Here is a 16,198-nt window from a genome sequence, read left to right as displayed (position 1 = left end):
TTAGTAGGTAACTTGTCAAACGCCATTTTCGACACGGGGAAAGGAAGTAAAAATGAGAGTCTGCCGCCCTGCTTGAAACGCATCGGGAATACGTCTCTCTCGAACTTGCCAATCGCGCTCAAGTACCGATTGCAACCACACCCAGTACGATGACGACGCACGCTGTCATCTTGCCAATGCCAAGTTCTTCCTTCAGAAAGATCCTTCCAAGCAGGACCGCGAACAGCACGCTGGTTTCCCGCAGGGCCGACACCGCACCCATCGCGCCATACTGCATGGCCCAGATGACGATGCCATATGCGGCGACCGACACCAGACCACCATTGACGAAACTGGCGACTTCCTTCACCGGCGCACGCAAGGCCGCCACACCGCGCCTCATGACGAAGATCAGCGGCGTGAACGCAAAGAACAGGAACATCCACGCCGTATAGGACGCCGCCGTCGCAGTCGTCCCGCCGGCGAGCCGCACGCCGATGCCGTCGATGATCGTATAGAGCGCAATCGTGGCACCGGTCAGGAAGGCCGCCGTCATTCCCCTGCGCGTCACCTGCCCGCGCTGCAAGGCCAGCAGGATGATGCCGGCCGACACCAGCACGACGCCCAACACATGCAACGTCGTCAGTCGTTCGGACGCGAACAGCGCCGCGCCCAGCGTCACCAGCAAGGGGGATGAACCGCGCGCAATCGGATAAGCAACGCCCAGATCGCCGGTCTCGTAGGCGCGCACCAGAAACAGGTTGTACGCCACATGCACGAGTCCCGACGCCACGATGTACGGCCACGCCGCCGCAGCCGGTAACGGCAGCCACGGCAACGCCAGCAAGGCCGCCCCGCTCATGCCGAAGCACATCCACGTCATCGACAGATACCGGTCCCGACTGCCATGCAGCATGGCGTTCCAGCCTGCATGCAGCAGCGCGGCCAACAGGACCAGGGCGCCTACTTGAGTGAACATGATGCGCGGTGTCGTCGAGGTTCGATTGAGGGTTGGCCACTACGGCTAAGAACTTAGGGTATAGCTATTTGCGCGCGAATAACTATAAAGTTACTAATTTATGTATGCCGCTAAGTTAGATCAATCACTATCCAAACCTTGAGTCGATCGTTTTTGCCGCGTAAAAGGCGCTCCAATCGCCACCAGATAAAAGAAATGCTCATCATCATGGGTTAAGGGATCACCGTGAAAAAGCTTTTCCAAGAGCTCTTGCATATTGCATGCTATGCCGTGCTCTACCCCGGCATCTTGCAGCCGTCGAATCGACTCAGCATCCTCATCATAGAGTCTTAATACACCGCGAGAAATTGGAATACTCGATAAAGCTTCGCGAATTCCCTGTTGAATGCAAGGAAGTAAGGGCGCAGCCTCATCCGTTACAGCAGAGTTAGGAACTGCTAGTTCTAATAAAGTCGCCAAAGTTGTAGTAAACCATGCCGTATCTGTACCCATAGGTAGAATAGCATGTACATCCGCTATGTATTGGACAGCATAGGCAATAACGTCATCCGACTCACGTTGCCGGCGAATGAAATCTTGATGTGTTTCTGCAATGGCAAGAAATTTTTCTGCTAGGGTTTCAATAACATCATTTGATGTTTTCCCATTTTTTAGAAGCACCTGACGAGCAACCGCCTTACAAGAATCAAACAGATTTGGGGAATCTTTTGTCATGAGGTATTCGCGAAGTTAGATAAGAAGTTAGATAAGAAGTTAGATAAGAAGATAGATTAATACATACAACCTTTATAAATTTTTTGGCAACTCAACAAGTAGCTTATTGAATAGTCCTATATATTGGGCATGGACTCGCTCCATATGAAAATAGTGATACTTTTTTTAATCTTCTTAGCTCCGCCCGCACATTTAAAATATGCAACATCAAATACTTCTCCCTACCGATAATATTTTTAAGTTCTACGCTCTCTTTGGACTATTGCTTTTTATTTTCACCATCGGCTCTACGCTCTACGTCAGTAACTCCACAAACACTTTACTATTCGAAGCTTATGTAGAACTTGAGACTGCCAAATCGATTGAACAAACTACACCCGCAATCAATGCTCAACGCAAGATGCTTGAACGAAAAATCGAAATTGCCACTAAAAATAAAAAGTTCTTCATACAGGGTTTAATGCTTATAAGCGCTATATCAGGCTGGCTCATGTTCTACGGATTTCTGAAGTGGCATCGAGAGATTCAGCCAATACAGGACGAAATAGCGAGGCTTCAGCGCGACAAACTAAGAATAGAGATTGATTCTATTATGCTCGATAGGCAAGCCTCACTTTCAATTACTGATGAACGGCCCACTTCTAGTACTTAAAGTACAAAATATCTAGGCCATGTAGAAAGTTTGGACAAACAAAAAGCCGGGCAACAGCCCGGCTTTTTTATTGAAGCACGTTCCGATCAACCCGTCGTCGCGCCCTTGCTCGCCGTCGAGGCCAGCGCGGCATACTTCGCCAGCACACCGCGTGTGTACTTGGGCGCAGGCTGCTTCCAGTTGGCGCGGCGGCGTGCAATTTCCTCGTCGGGTACGTTGAGCTGGATCAGCAGCTTGTGCGCGTCGATGGTGATCGAGTCGCCCTCTTCCACCAGCGCGATGGTGCCGCCGACGAAAGCTTCCGGTGCGACGTGGCCGACCACCATGCCCCAGGTGCCGCCGGAGAAGCGGCCATCGGTCAGCAGACCGACCGATTCGCCCAGGCCCTGGCCGACCAGTGCGCCGGTCGGGGCCAGCATTTCCGGCATGCCGGGGCCGCCCTTGGGACCGAGGTAGCGCAGCACGACGATGTCGCCTGCGTTGATCTTCTTGGCCATGATGGCGTCCATGGCGGAGTATTCGTCGTCGAACACGCGCGCCGGGCCGGTGATGGCCGGGTTCTTGAGGCCGGTGATCTTGGCAACGCAGCCTTCCGGCGCGAGGTTGCCCTTGAGGATGGCGAGGTGGCCCTGCTCGTAGAGCGCCTTGCCGATCGGGCGAATCACATCCTGGTCGGCTGCCGGTTCGGATGGAATGTCGGCCAACGTTTCGGCGATGGTCTTGCCGGTGATGGTCATGCAGTCGCCGTGCAGCAGGCCGGCGTCGAGCAGGATTTTCATCACTTGCGGGATGCCGCCTGCCTTGTGCAGGTCGGTCGCGACATATTTACCGGACGGCTTGAGGTCACAGATGACCGGAATCTTCTTGCGCATGCGTTCGAAGTCATCGATGGTCCATTCGACGTCGGCGGCGTGCGTGATCGCCAGGTAGTGCAGCACGGCGTTGGTCGAGCCGCCGGTCGCCATGATGACGGCGATCGCGTTCTCGACGGCCTTGCGGGTGACGATGTCGCGCGGCTTGAGGTCCTTCTTGATCGCTTCGACCAGAACGCGGGCCGATTCGGCGGCGGAGCCGACCTTCTCGTCGTCCGGGTTGGCCATGGTTGACGAGTACGGCAGCGCCATGCCGAGCGCCTCGAACGAGGAAGCCATGGTGTTGGCGGTGTACATGCCGCCGCAGGAACCGAGCGACGGGCAGGCGTTGCGTTCGATGCCGTCGAAATCTTCCTGCGACATGCGGCCGGCGGTGAATTCGCCCACGGCTTCGAAGGCGGAGACGATGGTCAGGTCCTTGCCCTTCCAGTTGCCCGGCTTGATGGTGCCGCCATAGACATAAATGCTGGGCACGTTGGTGCGCAGCATGGCGATCATGCCGCCCGGCATGTTCTTGTCGCAGCCGCCGATGACGAGCACGCCGTCCATCCACTGGCCGTTGACGGCGGTTTCGATACAGTCAGCGATGACTTCGCGTGAAATCAGCGAATACTTCATGCCTTCGGTGCCCATCGACATGCCGTCGGAAATGGTCGGCGTGCCGAACACCTGCGGGTTGGCACCGGCTTCCTTGGTGGACGAGATGGCGATGTCGGCCAGCTTCTGCAGGCCGGCGTTGCATGGCGTGATGGTCGAGTGACCGTTGGCGATGCCGACCATCGGCTTGTCGAAGTCTTCCTTCTCGTAGCCCAGTGCATAGTACATCGAGCGGTTGGGGCTGCGCGAAACGCCCTGGGTGATGTTTTTTGAGCGGCGGTTGAATGCCATGATGCCTCCATGGTTATTTGAGCCGCCAGAATGCCTTGCTCCTAGCAGCCTGTCAAATATATGATTTGACTTCGATTGATATAATCCATGTATCAATCAGGCATGCCTTCCTGGCTGCGGGAAACCCATGAACATCGAACTTCGACAACTGCGCTACTTCGTTACCGTGGCCGAGGAAATGCACTTCGGCCGTGCGGCGCAACGCCTGCACATGACGCAACCGCCGCTGTCGCTGGCGATCCGTTCGCTGGAAAACGCGCTGGGCACGGCGCTGTTCCGCCGCAACAGCCGTAGCGTGGCGCTGACGCCGGCCGGCGCCGCGCTTTTGCCGGAGGCGCAGCGCATCCTGCAACAGACCGCCGCCTTGCCGGACCTGCTGCGACGCGCGGCATCCGGCGCCTCGGGCAGCCTATCGCTGGCCTTCGTCTCCACCGCCGACTACAGCGTGCTGCCATCCTTCCTGCGCGAATTCCGCGAAACCTATCCAGCGGTGGAGATCGACCTGCGCGAGGCGACCACCGACGTGCAGATCGAGGAGCTGACGCAGGGCCGCATCGACGTCGGCCTGCTGATCCCACCGCTGCCCGAGAAAGCGCGGCTCGAGATCGATTATCTGCCGGTGCTGTCTGAACCTTTGATCCTCGCCGCACCCAAAGGATTGCAGGCCCTGCGCGGAAAGGCCAGGGCCGACCTCGCGTTGCTAACCGAACTGCCGCTGATCGTCTTCCCGCGCCGGATCGCGCCTGCCCTGCACGACGCCATCCTCGCCTGCTATCACGAGGCGGGACTGACGCCGCGCATCGGGCAGGAGGCGATCCAGATGCAGACCATCATCGGCCTGGTCTCGGCCGGCATGGGGATCGCGCTTGTGCCACAATCCGTATCCAACCTGAAGCGTCCCGGCGTCGATTACCGGCCGCTGACCAACAGGACGCCCATGGTGGAAACGGGACTGGCATGGCGGCGCGACAATGCCTCGCCGGTGCTGCACGCCTTCCTGGAACTACTGCGAAAGAAATAAGAACATGCTGATTCACCCGATGCCCGACCCGATCGCGATCTCGATCGGTCCCCTCGCGATCCACTGGTACGGCCTGATGTACCTGGCCGCCTTCCTGCAGTTCGTCTGGCTCGCGCGCATCCGCATCAGGCAGCCGCACATCGCGCGCGCCGGCTGGGTCAAGGAAGATATCGAGGACATGCTGTTCTACGGCGTGGTCGGCGTGATTGTCGGCGGTCGGCTTGGCGAAGTGCTGTTCTATGCGCCCGTCTATTACTTCTCCAATCCGCTCGAGATCTTCAAGGTCTGGAAGGGCGGCATGTCTTTCCATGGCGGCTTCCTCGGCGTGCTGATCATGATGGGCGTGTGGGCGCGCAAGAAGAATCGCAACGTGCTCGACGTGCTGGACTTCATCGCGCCGATGGTGCCGCTCGGCTATGCCTTCGGCCGCCTCGGCAACTTCATCAATGCCGAACTGCCGGGCCGCGTGGCCGATCCGTCGCTGCCGTGGGCCATGATCTGGCCCAACGTCGATGACCTGCCGCGCCATCCGTCGCCGCTGTATCAGGCATCGGTGGACGGCGTGCTGCTGTTCATCGTGCTGTGGCTGTTCGCGCGCAAGGAACGCCCGCGCATGGCGGTCGGCGGCATGTTCTCGCTGCTGTACGGCTGCGCGCGCTTCTTCACCGAATACTTCCGCACGCCGGATTACGAGGTGCAGTTCGGCTCGATCACGATCTCGGCCGGGCAGATGCTGTCGGTGCCGCTGATCGTGCTCGGCATCGCCATGCTGGTGATGGCCTACCGCTCGCCGGCACGCACTGCCAACCGCGCCTAGCCGGGGGCGCCTAGCCGGCCGCACCTAGCCGGCCGTATCATGGCGACCGGCCTTTTGACCGTTCGCATCGCTGTCCCACACTCTTCCTCTCATTTTTTCCGCTTTCAGGATTGCATGGATTTCTGGTCGTCCTTCACCCGCCTTGCCGAAACCAATTTCGCTCTGTCGCTCGCCGCGCTGCTGACGCTGTGGCTGTGCGCGGCACGCGCGTGGCGGCTGGCGGTGTGGTGGTGCCTGCTGTTCGGCGGTGCACTGTTTATCGTCACGGCGACCAAGGTCGCCTATGCGGGCTGGGGCATCGGCATTGCGGCCATCGACTTCCGCGGTTTCAGCGGACATGCGATGCGCGCGGCGGCGATCGCGCCGGTGTTGGCGTTCCTGCTGGCGCAGCGCAGGGCAGGCTTGTTGCGTCAGGCGGCGATCGGCGCCGGCGTGCTGTTCGCCGTCGGCATCGCGATCTCGCGACTGGCGCTGGCCGTGCATTCGATATCGGAGGTCATCGCCGGACTTGCGCTCGGATTTGCCACGGCATGGTGCTTCATCCGCATTGCGCGGCAGGCGCCCATGATCTATCTCGACCGCTTTACGCTGGTGTTCTGTACCGTCCTGCTGCTGCCGGTGCTAACCACAAGGCCGGCACCCACACAGGGATGGATAGAGCAGGTCGCGGTGCGGCTGGCGGGCGAGGAAAAGATCGACGAGATACGCAAGCGCATGGGCCGCAAGCCTGACGATCGCCGCGAACCGCAAGTGAATACATCCGGCTGATACTTATCCGCATGAAAAATGCCCCCCACGCTGTGCCTTCGGCTCCGCTGCCCCCCGAGGGGGCGCTTTTTCATCTTGGGGCGGCCCGGCGATGAAAAAAAGCCCGCAGCGATGCGGGCTTTTTTGTGCGTGCATAGAATCGGTCAGGCCACTTCCGCCGCCTGCTTGCTGTGCGGCTTGCTCTTGCGCGAAGCGCCGCGACGGTCGCGCGCATCGCGCCATGCTTCGGTCTCGCTTTCGGAAATGTGCTGCATCTTGCCCTCGCGCGTGACCGAATAGTTGCGATGCACGACCAGCTCGGTCATCTTCGATCCGGGCGACACGCGCGTGTATTCGAACAGCACGCTGCGTTCGACATGCGCACCGCTGCAAATCTGGCTGCCATGACCGATCCAGGTCGGGCCGATGATGGTCGCGCCCGGTTCGATCTGCGTGCCGGAACCGATATAGACCGGCCCTTCGATGGTCGTGCCTTCCCAGTTGATGTTGGTATTGAGGCCGACCCACAGACCTTCGAGAATCTGCGTGCCGGGCATGCTCATGTGCGCCAGCTCACCTTGCAGCACGCTTTGCGAGACCGCCCAGTAGTCGCGGATGTTGCCGATATCGATCCAGTTGAAGAAACGCTTTTGCGCATAGAACGGCAAACCCTTCTCCACCAGCAGCGGGAACAGCTGCGAGCCGATGTCGAACTCGGTATCGGCCGGAATCAGGTCCAGCACCTGTGGTTCCATGATGTAGATGCCGGTGCTGGCGAACAGCGATTTGGCTTCTTCCGGCTTCGGTTTTTCCTGGAACGACTGGACGCGGCCTTCCTCGTCCATCACCACCATGCCGTAGTCGGCCGCCTTCTCGCGTTCGACTTCCTTGGTGATGATGCTGACCATCGCGCCCTTGCGTCTGTGTTCGAACAAGGCCGACTTGATATCCAGATCGATCAGCGCATCGCCGCAGATCACCAGCGTGGTCTCATCGAAAAAGTGGCCGAACTCCTGAATCTTCTTCATGCCGCCTGCCGAACCGATCGGCTTGGGCATGACCTCGCCGTTCTCGTCCATGAAACCCTCGAACGAATAGCCGATCTGGGCGCCGAAGCGCTGGCCTTCACCGAAGTATTCCTCGATCTTGTGATGCAGATAGCTGACATTGACCATGATGTCGCGGATGCCGAACTTGACCAGATGCTCGACCAGATATTCCATCACCGGCTTGCCGAGAATCGGAATCATCGGTTTGGGCAGCTCATAGGTCAAAGGCTGAACGCGTGTGCCTTTGCCCGCTGCAAGAATCATTGCTTTCATGTTCTCCCTCTGCGCTTTTTCAAAAATGGATTCAGTAATACCGAACGACCGCGCCGCGCACCAACGGCCACCAGGCCGTCTGCGCACGAAGTCGGATGGAAGTGGAATGTGCATGACGCACGATGCGGGGTGCAACTGCGGGAAGGAAAAATCGGAAAAACCCGGATAAAGGATCCATGGCGCCATCGTCGCGCGCCTTGTCGTCCTTGCCTTTACCGGCTACCGGAATTTCCATGATCATTACCTAATCAACCGCATTATCGTTACTTCCTAAAGATTAACAAACCTTTGCAAAGTTCATTTTGTTTATTGTGTGACAAATGCATGACTTCCGCTCCGCCCCGGGATTTCCCGCAGGAATGCATTTCTCCCAGGTTGCACAACGGCACGCCCTTTCCATGCCGCACGGCATCAAAGCATTCTCTTCAGGATGTAATTCCACTCGCATTTCGTCACGGGCGTAATCGACAGGCGGCTGCCCTTCTGCAGCACCTGCATGCCTTCCAGCGCCGGCGCCGCCCGCATCTCGGCCAGCGGCACCAGCCGCGTCTTGCGCACGGCACGCACGTCGACCAGCATCCAGCGCGGCGATTCGCGCGTGGCCTTGGGATCGTAATAGGGACTGTGGGGATCGAACTGGGTCTCGTCCGGATAGGGTGTGCTGGCGACTTCGGCCAGGCCGGCGATGCCGGGTTGCGGACAGCTCGAATGATAGAACAGCACGCCGTCGCCGATCTGCATGACGTCGCGCATGAAGTTGCGCGCCTGGTAGTTGCGCACGCCGGTCCAGGCAACGGTCTGGTCAGGCGCGGCGAGCGCGTCGTCGATGCTGACTTCGTCGGGTTCGGATTTCATGAGCCAATAGCGCATGGCGATCTTCGCGAGGATGAAAACCGCAAGCATAACAAGCCACGACAGCCGACGGGAAATGGCGCGCCAAATAAAAAAACCCCCTCGGTCAAGCTCTGCGGTCTTGCCCGGTCCCCCGAGGGGACGCTTTTTATCTTGAGACGGCCCGGCGATAAAAAACGGCTGCATATATGCATATGCAGCCGTTCATGAATAAGTCCCCGCCTGTGCCGCTTTGCCGGCATCCCGAACCAAAAGGTTCAAGGTGGCCGCAGTAAGTTCAACTTCGGGTTCATCGGACTAGCGACGCTCACGCCCGTCAAACAAAATTCCGCGACCGCTGCGCGTAAATGGTTCAAGGAATATATGGCAATGGCGAACACCGCAGGGGATTGAAGTTTAACGCAATCGGCCCGCGAAAAAAAGCGCGCAGATCGATTTAGAACAATTTTTCCTGCGGTGCGAGTGCGTTATCCAACACGTTGTGCATCGCCGAAATCTTTTGATGCACTTCGGCCATTGACATGTCGGACAAAGGACCGTCCGGCGAACGCGTGGAGAGGAATTCGGCCGTGATGCCAAGTGCGGCGGTGACGGCGATGCGATCGGTGCCCTTGATCTTGCCGGCATCGCGGATCGCGCACATCTTTTCGTCGAGATAGGCGACGGCTTCGCGCAGCGCCTGTTCCTCGTCTTCCTTGCAGGCAAGCTTGTACGACTGCCCCATGATGGATACATCGAGCTGGATCATACGGCTTCTTCCTTCTGTTCTTCGGGAGCGGGAATCTGTTCGATCAGCGCGGCCACGCGGTCGTGCGCTTCCTGCATGCGGCGCGCCAGTTCGGCGTTCTCGGCCGTGAGCGCGGTCGCACGCAGGCGCAGTTCGGCGTTTTCGCTGCGCAGGGACTGGGTCAAGGCGGCGAGCTGGCCGATCTTGTCGGATAGGGTATGGAAGTCGGAAATCATGCCGCCACTATAGAGGGGCTTGCAAAGCAGCGTCAATAGATTGCACGCGCAGCCGCTCCTTTTGCGGATTGGCGACGCCAATCGGTACACATATCGGCCCACACGCCAAGGCTGATGGCTGAAATTACATCAGACGATCTCGGTCATGCGGCCATCCACCGTGATCAGCGCGGCACGGATCGCAACGTCGGGAAAGACCGCAGCAGCGGCGACGCGATACCGTGCGAGTTGCTGCGTGTAGGCGGCGCGCTCGCTGTCGAGCAGATTGCGCTTGTAGTCGAGTATCCACAGTTCGTCGTCGAACATCACGATGCGGTCGAAGCGCACCGAGCCGTCGCCGGTGATCACATCCATCTCGTTGCGCGCGAAGCGATGCTGCGCCGGATCGAAAAACCGCACCAGGTCGGCGCACGCCAGAATCACCTGCGCCTGCCCGCTTACCGTCCGCGCCAGCACCGGCTTGCAGGACAGCCAGCCGGCGACCAGCTCCGCATCCACGGCAGGGATCGGCCACTGCGGACGATGCGTAAGCTTTTCCATCAGCGCATGCAGCGCAATGCCTTCCTCGATTTCTTCCGAGGTGAAGGCCGGCGGCCGGTCGGAAGCCGGTGCCGGCAACGACGGCGGCTCGAACAGCGGCCAGTCGAATTCCACGGCGCCGGCACTCATCGTGTTGATTGCGGCCGTCGTATCTGGCGCGTGCGCTTCCACCGCCGCGAAGCGCGCATACCAGCTGTCGTCCTTCACGCCCTTGCTGCCGTTGGCAACGCCACTGACGATCAGCAGATGGCGCGCGCGGGTAGCGGCCACGTAGAGCAGGTTGCGGTTTTCCTGTTCGCCGAGCGCTTCTTCCTGTGCGAACAGGCTGTCGCGCGCCGCGCCGCGTTCGGCCTTGCGGTGGTAGGCCGAGAAATGCACGGGGTATGCGCTGTCCTGCGGCCAGTCGCACAGGATGCCGATGTTGTCGGCCGCGTCGCTGCTGTGGTTGGCGTCGAGTATGACGACGATGGATGCTTCCAGCCCCTTGGAGCCGTGGATGGTCAGGATGCGCACGGCATCGGCGGCGGCATCGATATCGGCTTCATCGGGCGCGTCGCTCTCGGCGGACTTGCGCAGGCGGCGCAGCGCATCGATGAAGCGCGGCAGACTCGGGTAGCGGCCCGCATCCATGTTCAGCGCGAGTTCGGTGAAGGCCTGGATGTTGCCGCAGACCTGGCTGCGCACCAGCGGCGAGGCCGCCTGCACGTAGCGCACGACGATCTGTCCTTCGTGCAGGATGCGGTCCAGCAGATCGTGTACCGGCAGCTGCGGAGCGAGTGCGAGCCAGCGCTGCAGCAGCGCATGGCCGCGTTGCAGCGCTGGCGAAGCCAGGCCGGCGGTCATCGCGCACAGGCGTTCCCACCAGCTGCGCTCGCGTTCCTGCGCGAGTGCGATCAGGTCCTCGTCCTCGGCACCGACGATGGGCGACTTCAGCACGTGCGCCAGCGCCAGGTCGTCGTGCGGCGTGATGAGGAAGGTCAGCAAGGCGATCAGATCGGCGATCTCGAGCGAATCGAGCAGGCCGCCTCTGCGGTCGGATGCGAACGGAATGCCGGCTTCGCGCAGCGCGCTTTCGTAGGCCGCCAGATGCGTGCGCTTCTTGACCAGCAGCATGACGTCCGACCAGCGCACGCCGCGTGCGGCGCGTGCCTGATGCAGCGCGCGCGCGACCTGCCGCCCTTCTTCCAGCCGGCGCGCGTCTTCCTCGTCTTCGCGCGCGGTGCTCAGCGGATCGCGCAAACTGTCCGGCGACCACGCGGCCTTTTCCGTCTCTGCCTGTTCCACCAGCGGCAGCCGCCACACCTCGCCTTCGTCCTGCGACAGCGTGGTCTGCGGCTGGTACAGCGGGTTGTCGATGAAGGCAAGGTTCATCGCCGCGACGATGCCGCGCGCATTGCGTCGCGTCTGGTTGGTTCGCAGCGAAGCAGCACCCTGCGCCGTCAGCAGTTCCAGCGCCGCCTTGAACACGCGCGGCTCGGCACGGCGGAAGCGATAGATCGACTGCTTGGGATCGCCGACCACGAACATGCTGGGCCGCTGCGCATCGTCGCCGTAGGCGGCCAGCCACGATTGCACGATGTTCCATTGCAGCGGATTGGTGTCCTGGAATTCGTCGAGCAGCACATGGCGGTAGCGCGCATCGAGCCGGCTTTGCAGATAGGCCGCATGTTCGGTGTTGGCGAGCAGCCGCCATGCATGCCATTCGAGATCGGCGAAGTCGAACACGCGCTGCTCGGCCTTCACGGCTTGGTAGATGTCGAGATAGGCGGTACCGACCGTGAACAGCGCTTCGTTAAAGGCCAGCACCAATCCTTCGCAGCTGCGCTGCGCGAGCGTTCGGAGTTCCGCGCCCAATGCCTCGAACTCGGTCTGCAAGGCTTGCACGCCGTCTTCGCCGAGGGCATCGACGGCGGCCCTGGTCAGGTCCTTGGTCGTGCGGTTCTTGCGCGGCTTGCCGGCCGCATCGAAGAATTCGTTGGCGAGCAGGTTGAAGTTGTCGATGCTGGCGCCATCTGACAACGGCTTCTCGATCGCCGTCGCACGCTTCTGGTTTTCGCTGCTGCCCTGACCAAGCAGGGACGCCACGCGCAGCAGGCGCTGCTTCAATCCATCGTTTTCCCACACCGTCAGGCGCGCATCGCACTGCGCATCGTCGCCGCACAGTTCGCGCAATGCATCGAGCGGTGCGATGCCGGATTCAGCGGCAGCCCACCACTCGGCACGCTTATCGACGAAACTCGCGAGCAGTTCACGCACGCGGCCGTCGCCGACCTGCTGGTAAAGCGTCAGCAGCGCCTCGCGCACCTGCGCGTTTTCCTTGGCGTTCAACGATTGCATGAAACGTCCGTAGGCATCGGCCGCGAGTTCGCCGGTCGATTCAGCCAGGCCGTAGCCGTGCGGCACGCCGGATGCCAGTGGCGCGATCTGGATCAGGCGCAGGAACCAGCTGTGGAAGGTGTCGATCGACAGGCCCTGCGGGCTGCGCAGCACGCGGTCGTAAAGCGCACGCGCCTGCGGCAGCATGGCCGGCAGTTCATGTTCGGCAATGCCGCGTTCGCGCAGCAGCGTCGCCACCTGTTCATCAGAACCGAGCGCGAGTTCTTCCAGCAGTTGCAGCAGGCGTTCGTGCATTTCCTGCGCCGCCTTGCGCGTGAAGGTGATCGCCAGTACCTGTGGCGGCTCGGTGCCGGCCAGCAGCAGGCGCAGGATGCGCGCCACCAGCAGCCAGGTCTTGCCGCTGCCGGCGCAGGCTTCCACCACCACCGAGCGCGTCGGGTCGCAGGCGGCGGCGACGAAGCGCGCGGCGTCCGCCGGCGCGTCGTTGATTTCGTAGGCGCGCGGTGCTTGCTGCATGTCAGGATGCGCCGCCATCACCACGCTCCCTTGCGGCACAGGCCGCGCACATCGCAATACTGGCAGACCGATTCCGGCCCGCTGGCCGGCAGCGGTGCGCCACGGTCTATGGCCTGCATGCCGGCCGCGATGCGCTGTTCTAGCGCGCGCTGCCAGTCGTCGAAGTCCTGCGCCGCGACTTCGGCGATGCGGTTCTTGCTCTGCTCCAGCGGCACGTAGGCGGCACCTGCCAGTGGCATCGGCGACAACAGTCCGTAGAACGGCAACTGTTGATCTTCGCCCTTGTCGAGCCGTTTCTTCAATGTCTCGGCAGAAGTGCTCTTGTAGTCGAGCACCACCTGCGCGCCGTTTGCATCGGCATCGATGCGGTCGATACGGCCGTGCAGCACGATCTCACCATCGTCCCAGTGCAATACTTTCTGCGCCTGCTCTTCGCCGAGCATGAACTGCCAGCCCTGCGCCTCGCGCTCGGCCACCCATTCCAGATAGGCCGGCATGTTCTTCTGCCAGCGCGCCTGGAAACCAAGCGCGGCGGCGCTGCGCCTGAGCTCCTCGCCGAACACGCGATCGGAAATTTCCTGCAGCAGCGCGGCGCGCTCGTCGCCTGTCACCGGATGTTCGCGCAGCGTTTCATGGAACAGCGCAAGGATGCGATGCAGCCAGTCGCCGTAGTCGCGCTTCTCCGGCAGCTCCGACAATTCGTCGAGGCCGGACAGGCCGAGCATGCGGGTGGCGAAGAATTGATAGGGACAGGCGACCAGGCTGTTGTAGCCGCTGGCCGAGAGTTTCTGCGGCCGCAGCGGCGCGGCCGACGGTGCCGGCATAAAAGCGGGCATCGCCGTCAGGCGGCGGCACGGCAAGTCGAAGGACGCCTTCGCCAGCGGCGGCAGGCCGGCCTGCGCCAGCGCCAGTTCCAGCCGCTGCAGCCACGGACTCGGCAGATTGGGTTCGCCATTCTTATGCGTCTGCCACGACATGACCACGCGTGCGTTCGACGACAGCAGTTCGACCACGTCGCGCAGTTGCTGGCGCTGCCGGCTCTCGCGCGTCGCCAGTCCGAGCTCCGCGCGCACCACGTTGGCGAAGAACAATGTCTCGACCGGGCGCGACGGCAGATGTTCGGCATCGGCACCGACCACCAGCACGGCGTCGAAGCTGCGCAGGCGCGCGCCGTTGAGCGGCAGCATGACCACGCGCCGGTCGCGCCACGGCTGCACGAAGGCGGTGGCTTCGATCTGCAGATTGAGGAAGGCGCGCCATTCGGCGAACGAGAATTCCTGATCGATATGCGCGCAATCGCGTTCGATGGCGTCGAACAGTTCCAGAATCTGGCCGCCGGCTTCGTCGTTCTGCAGGGCCGCGTCCATGTCGAGCGCATCGAAGGTCCGGCGCGTTGCCGCCAGCCATTCGCACAGGCGGCGGCGTCCGACATGCTGCTGTGCCTGTTCCCTGAGACGCAGCAACAATTGCTGCGCATCCGGCACGCGTTCGCAGGCGGCGACAGCCGCATCCCAACCGCCCGGCACGTTGCCGCGCCGCAGCGCGGTTTCGATGCGCATCAGGTGGTCGGCCTTGTCGGCTTCGCCGGCGAAGACAAAGGGCGATTTGAGGAAGTCGAGCAGACCGACCGTCTCCGCCTGCGCCGCCACCAGCTCGGTCCAGGCGGCTACCGCGGCAGCGGCACGCGTGGTCGAGAGCTTCCAGCCGGTCTCGTCGGCCACATGAATCTGCGCGCGTTCGAGCAGCGCGCGGATACGCCGTGCCACCACGCGATCCTGCGCGACGATGGCGATGCTCTGCATGCCGGCCTGCAACCAGTCGAGTATGGATTGTGCGCCGCCCTGCGCCTCGGCTTCGAGGTTGTCGGCGCCGAACAGCATGAGGCCGGGCGGCGTCTGCAACGGTGTCGCCTCGTTGCGATCCTGTTCGTCGCCAACATCCGCCACTTCCTGCCATGCGTGGCGATAGATGGGCGCGATGGCGTCGGCGCGCCAGTCGAGCGTCATCACCGTGACCGGCTGCCGCTGCGACCATGTGTCGAGGAACACCTGTTCCATCGCGTCGGGCGCGACCGGGCTGATCCAGAACAGCGGCTGCTGCGCCTCGCGCGCGAGTTCCTGCATGCGCGCAAAGCGCAGCGCCAGCGCATCGTTGCCGTCGAGCTGGCTTTTCCAGATGGTCCATACCAGCTGCGTCTCGTCCGACAGCAGGTGGCGCGCGGCCGGCGACAGGCGTTCGAGCGCGGCCTGCCAACGCGCATCGGCAGCATCGGCGGCGCCCTCATTGTCCGCTCCAAGCAGCGGCAGGAAGGCCTGCGTCAATTCGTCGGCCAGCGTCAGCAGCGTTTCGGCCAGGGGCAGCAGATCGGTATTGCGACGCGCGGTAAACAGTTTCTTGAGCCAGCCGTGCTGGCGCAGCGATGCGTACAGCGTCATCAGCCGTTCGCTCGATGCGGTAGCGGACTGGCCGCTGCGCGGCGGCAGCATGCCGATGCTGGCCGACAGCGTCATGATGGTCGGCGGCACGAAGGCGCGGCCGACCGCACGCGCCAGCGCCTGCCGCAGCAGCTGCAGATGCTCGAAGGTGGAGACCATCGCGCGCACGCCGGACAGGTCGGCCACCGTGGCCGCGTCGCGCCAGCCGGGCAGCGCGCGCGCAAGCAGGTGGCGCGCCGCTTCGTCCCAGAAGGCGGCGGAAGGCGAAAGGCGGATGGTGTCGGGCATCGGGATGAAAGGACTCACTCGGCGCTGTGCGGCGGAAAAAACGGAACAAAATCAATGCATTCGGCAGTGTCGCCGACGATCGCCGGCACGTGGCGGCGCAGGCGATCCGGGCATTCTATGTGATGTGCCGCACACGGCTGCCGAAATTTTATAGGCAACACCACACTTTGCCGGAAATTGGGTTATGATTTGCGCAGACCCCGCCTGACTCTTCTTGTTATCTCCCAAAATACTTGAACTAAATTGCATTGTCTCCATCTGTGCCTGGTAACAGGA

Annotated in this window: 13 protein-coding genes and 1 other RNA gene; 3 read left to right on the top strand and 11 right to left on the bottom strand. The window is 61.6% G+C overall.

Annotation, left to right across the window (positions count from 1 at the left end; translation table 11 throughout):
* Positions 1-118: 118 nt before the first annotated feature.
* From IEV38_RS09150 to ilvD, 3 genes are all read right to left on the bottom strand, one after another.
* Positions 119-958 carry an EamA family transporter gene (locus tag IEV38_RS09150; RefSeq protein ID WP_188395870.1) on the bottom strand — a complete coding sequence of 280 codons (840 nt, stop codon included), beginning with the start codon at positions 956-958 and terminating at the stop codon, positions 119-121.
* Between the two features lie 120 nt (positions 959-1,078).
* The gene (locus IEV38_RS09145) at positions 1,079-1,672 is read right to left on the bottom strand and encodes a hypothetical protein (RefSeq protein ID WP_188395869.1); all 594 of its coding nucleotides are present in this window, start codon (positions 1,670-1,672) and stop codon (positions 1,079-1,081) included.
* Between the two features lie 738 nt (positions 1,673-2,410).
* Complete coding sequence (gene ilvD / locus IEV38_RS09140) at positions 2,411-4,084, bottom strand: dihydroxy-acid dehydratase (protein WP_188395868.1); 1,674 nt, start codon at positions 4,082-4,084, stop codon at positions 2,411-2,413.
* A 127-nt stretch (positions 4,085-4,211) separates the two neighbouring features.
* On the opposite strand from ilvD, the gene IEV38_RS09135 reads away from it, so the two are divergent.
* From IEV38_RS09135 to IEV38_RS09125, 3 genes are all read left to right on the top strand, one after another.
* Positions 4,212-5,105 (top strand): LysR family transcriptional regulator, encoded by an 894-nt coding sequence (locus IEV38_RS09135; RefSeq protein WP_188395867.1) that lies wholly within the window; start codon positions 4,212-4,214, stop codon positions 5,103-5,105.
* Positions 5,106-5,109: 4 nt separating this feature from the next.
* Entirely contained in the window at positions 5,110-5,922 is an 813-nt protein-coding gene (lgt, locus tag IEV38_RS09130; RefSeq protein WP_188395866.1) for a prolipoprotein diacylglyceryl transferase, read from the top strand.
* 114 nt (positions 5,923-6,036) lie between these two features.
* On the top strand, positions 6,037-6,690 hold the full coding sequence (locus IEV38_RS09125) for a phosphatase PAP2 family protein (RefSeq protein ID WP_188395865.1): 654 nt from the start codon (positions 6,037-6,039) through the stop codon (positions 6,688-6,690).
* 143 nt (positions 6,691-6,833) lie between these two features.
* Here IEV38_RS09125 and IEV38_RS09120 read toward each other — a convergent pair whose 3' ends face one another.
* The 8 genes from IEV38_RS09120 to IEV38_RS09085 all read right to left on the bottom strand — a co-directional run bounded on the left by IEV38_RS09120 (position 6,834) and on the right by IEV38_RS09085 (position 15,922).
* Complete coding sequence (locus IEV38_RS09120; protein WP_229728954.1) at positions 6,834-7,991, bottom strand: nucleotidyltransferase family protein; 1,158 nt, start codon at positions 7,989-7,991, stop codon at positions 6,834-6,836.
* A 31-nt stretch (positions 7,992-8,022) separates the two neighbouring features.
* Positions 8,023-8,232 (bottom strand): hypothetical protein, encoded by a 210-nt coding sequence (locus IEV38_RS09115; RefSeq protein WP_188395864.1) that lies wholly within the window; start codon positions 8,230-8,232, stop codon positions 8,023-8,025.
* 170 nt (positions 8,233-8,402) lie between these two features.
* Positions 8,403-8,861: an EVE domain-containing protein gene (locus IEV38_RS09110; protein WP_188395863.1), complete on the bottom strand. Its 459-nt coding sequence runs from the start codon at positions 8,859-8,861 to the stop codon at positions 8,403-8,405.
* Positions 8,862-9,054: 193 nt separating this feature from the next.
* Positions 9,055-9,234: non-coding RNA, 6S RNA (gene ssrS, locus IEV38_RS09105), on the bottom strand.
* A 45-nt stretch (positions 9,235-9,279) separates the two neighbouring features.
* Positions 9,280-9,591, bottom strand: coding sequence for a cell division protein ZapA (locus IEV38_RS09100; protein WP_188395862.1), 312 nt, complete (start codon positions 9,589-9,591; stop codon positions 9,280-9,282).
* Entirely contained in the window at positions 9,588-9,806 is a 219-nt protein-coding gene (locus IEV38_RS09095; protein ID WP_188395861.1) for a DUF904 domain-containing protein, read from the bottom strand. The genes IEV38_RS09100 and IEV38_RS09095 overlap by 4 nt, the downstream gene beginning before the upstream one ends.
* Before the next feature lie 129 nt (positions 9,807-9,935).
* Positions 9,936-13,217: a UvrD-helicase domain-containing protein gene (locus IEV38_RS09090; RefSeq protein WP_188395860.1), complete on the bottom strand. Its 3,282-nt coding sequence runs from the start codon at positions 13,215-13,217 to the stop codon at positions 9,936-9,938.
* The gene (locus tag IEV38_RS09085; protein ID WP_188396121.1) at positions 13,217-15,922 is read right to left on the bottom strand and encodes a PD-(D/E)XK nuclease family protein; all 2,706 of its coding nucleotides are present in this window, start codon (positions 15,920-15,922) and stop codon (positions 13,217-13,219) included. Before IEV38_RS09085 ends, IEV38_RS09090 begins: the two co-directional genes overlap by 1 nt.
* Positions 15,923-16,198 lie beyond the last annotated feature (276 nt).

This window comes from Oxalicibacterium flavum (assembly GCF_014635065.1).
Lineage (GTDB): Bacteria > Pseudomonadota > Gammaproteobacteria > Burkholderiales > Burkholderiaceae_D > Oxalicibacterium > Oxalicibacterium flavum.
This window is presented reverse-complemented; position numbering and strand designations above follow the sequence as displayed.

What these genes read in the sequence shown, in the direction of transcription:
- IEV38_RS09095 (WP_188395861.1), bottom strand. Translation starts at nt 9,806, where the DNA reads ATGATTTCCGACTTCCATACCCTATCCGACAAGATCGGCCAGCTCGCC.
- IEV38_RS09125 (WP_188395865.1), top strand. Translation starts at nt 6,037, where the DNA reads ATGGATTTCTGGTCGTCCTTCACCCGCCTTGCCGAAACCAATTTCGCT.
- IEV38_RS09120 (WP_229728954.1), bottom strand. Translation starts at nt 7,991, where the DNA reads ATGAAAGCAATGATTCTTGCAGCGGGCAAAGGCACACGCGTTCAGCCT.
- IEV38_RS09090 (WP_188395860.1), bottom strand. Translation starts at nt 13,217, where the DNA reads ATGGCGGCGCATCCTGACATGCAGCAAGCACCGCGCGCCTACGAAATC.
- ilvD (WP_188395868.1), bottom strand. Translation starts at nt 4,084, where the DNA reads ATGGCATTCAACCGCCGCTCAAAAAACATCACCCAGGGCGTTTCGCGC.
- IEV38_RS09085 (WP_188396121.1), bottom strand. Translation starts at nt 15,922, where the DNA reads ATGCCCGACACCATCCGCCTTTCGCCTTCCGCCGCCTTCTGGGACGAA.
- lgt (WP_188395866.1), top strand. Translation starts at nt 5,110, where the DNA reads ATGCTGATTCACCCGATGCCCGACCCGATCGCGATCTCGATCGGTCCC.
- IEV38_RS09115 (WP_188395864.1), bottom strand. Translation starts at nt 8,232, where the DNA reads ATGATCATGGAAATTCCGGTAGCCGGTAAAGGCAAGGACGACAAGGCG.
- IEV38_RS09100 (WP_188395862.1), bottom strand. Translation starts at nt 9,591, where the DNA reads ATGATCCAGCTCGATGTATCCATCATGGGGCAGTCGTACAAGCTTGCC.
- IEV38_RS09110 (WP_188395863.1), bottom strand. Translation starts at nt 8,861, where the DNA reads ATGCGCTATTGGCTCATGAAATCCGAACCCGACGAAGTCAGCATCGAC.
- IEV38_RS09145 (WP_188395869.1), bottom strand. Translation starts at nt 1,672, where the DNA reads ATGACAAAAGATTCCCCAAATCTGTTTGATTCTTGTAAGGCGGTTGCT.
- IEV38_RS09150 (WP_188395870.1), bottom strand. Translation starts at nt 958, where the DNA reads ATGTTCACTCAAGTAGGCGCCCTGGTCCTGTTGGCCGCGCTGCTGCAT.
- IEV38_RS09135 (WP_188395867.1), top strand. Translation starts at nt 4,212, where the DNA reads ATGAACATCGAACTTCGACAACTGCGCTACTTCGTTACCGTGGCCGAG.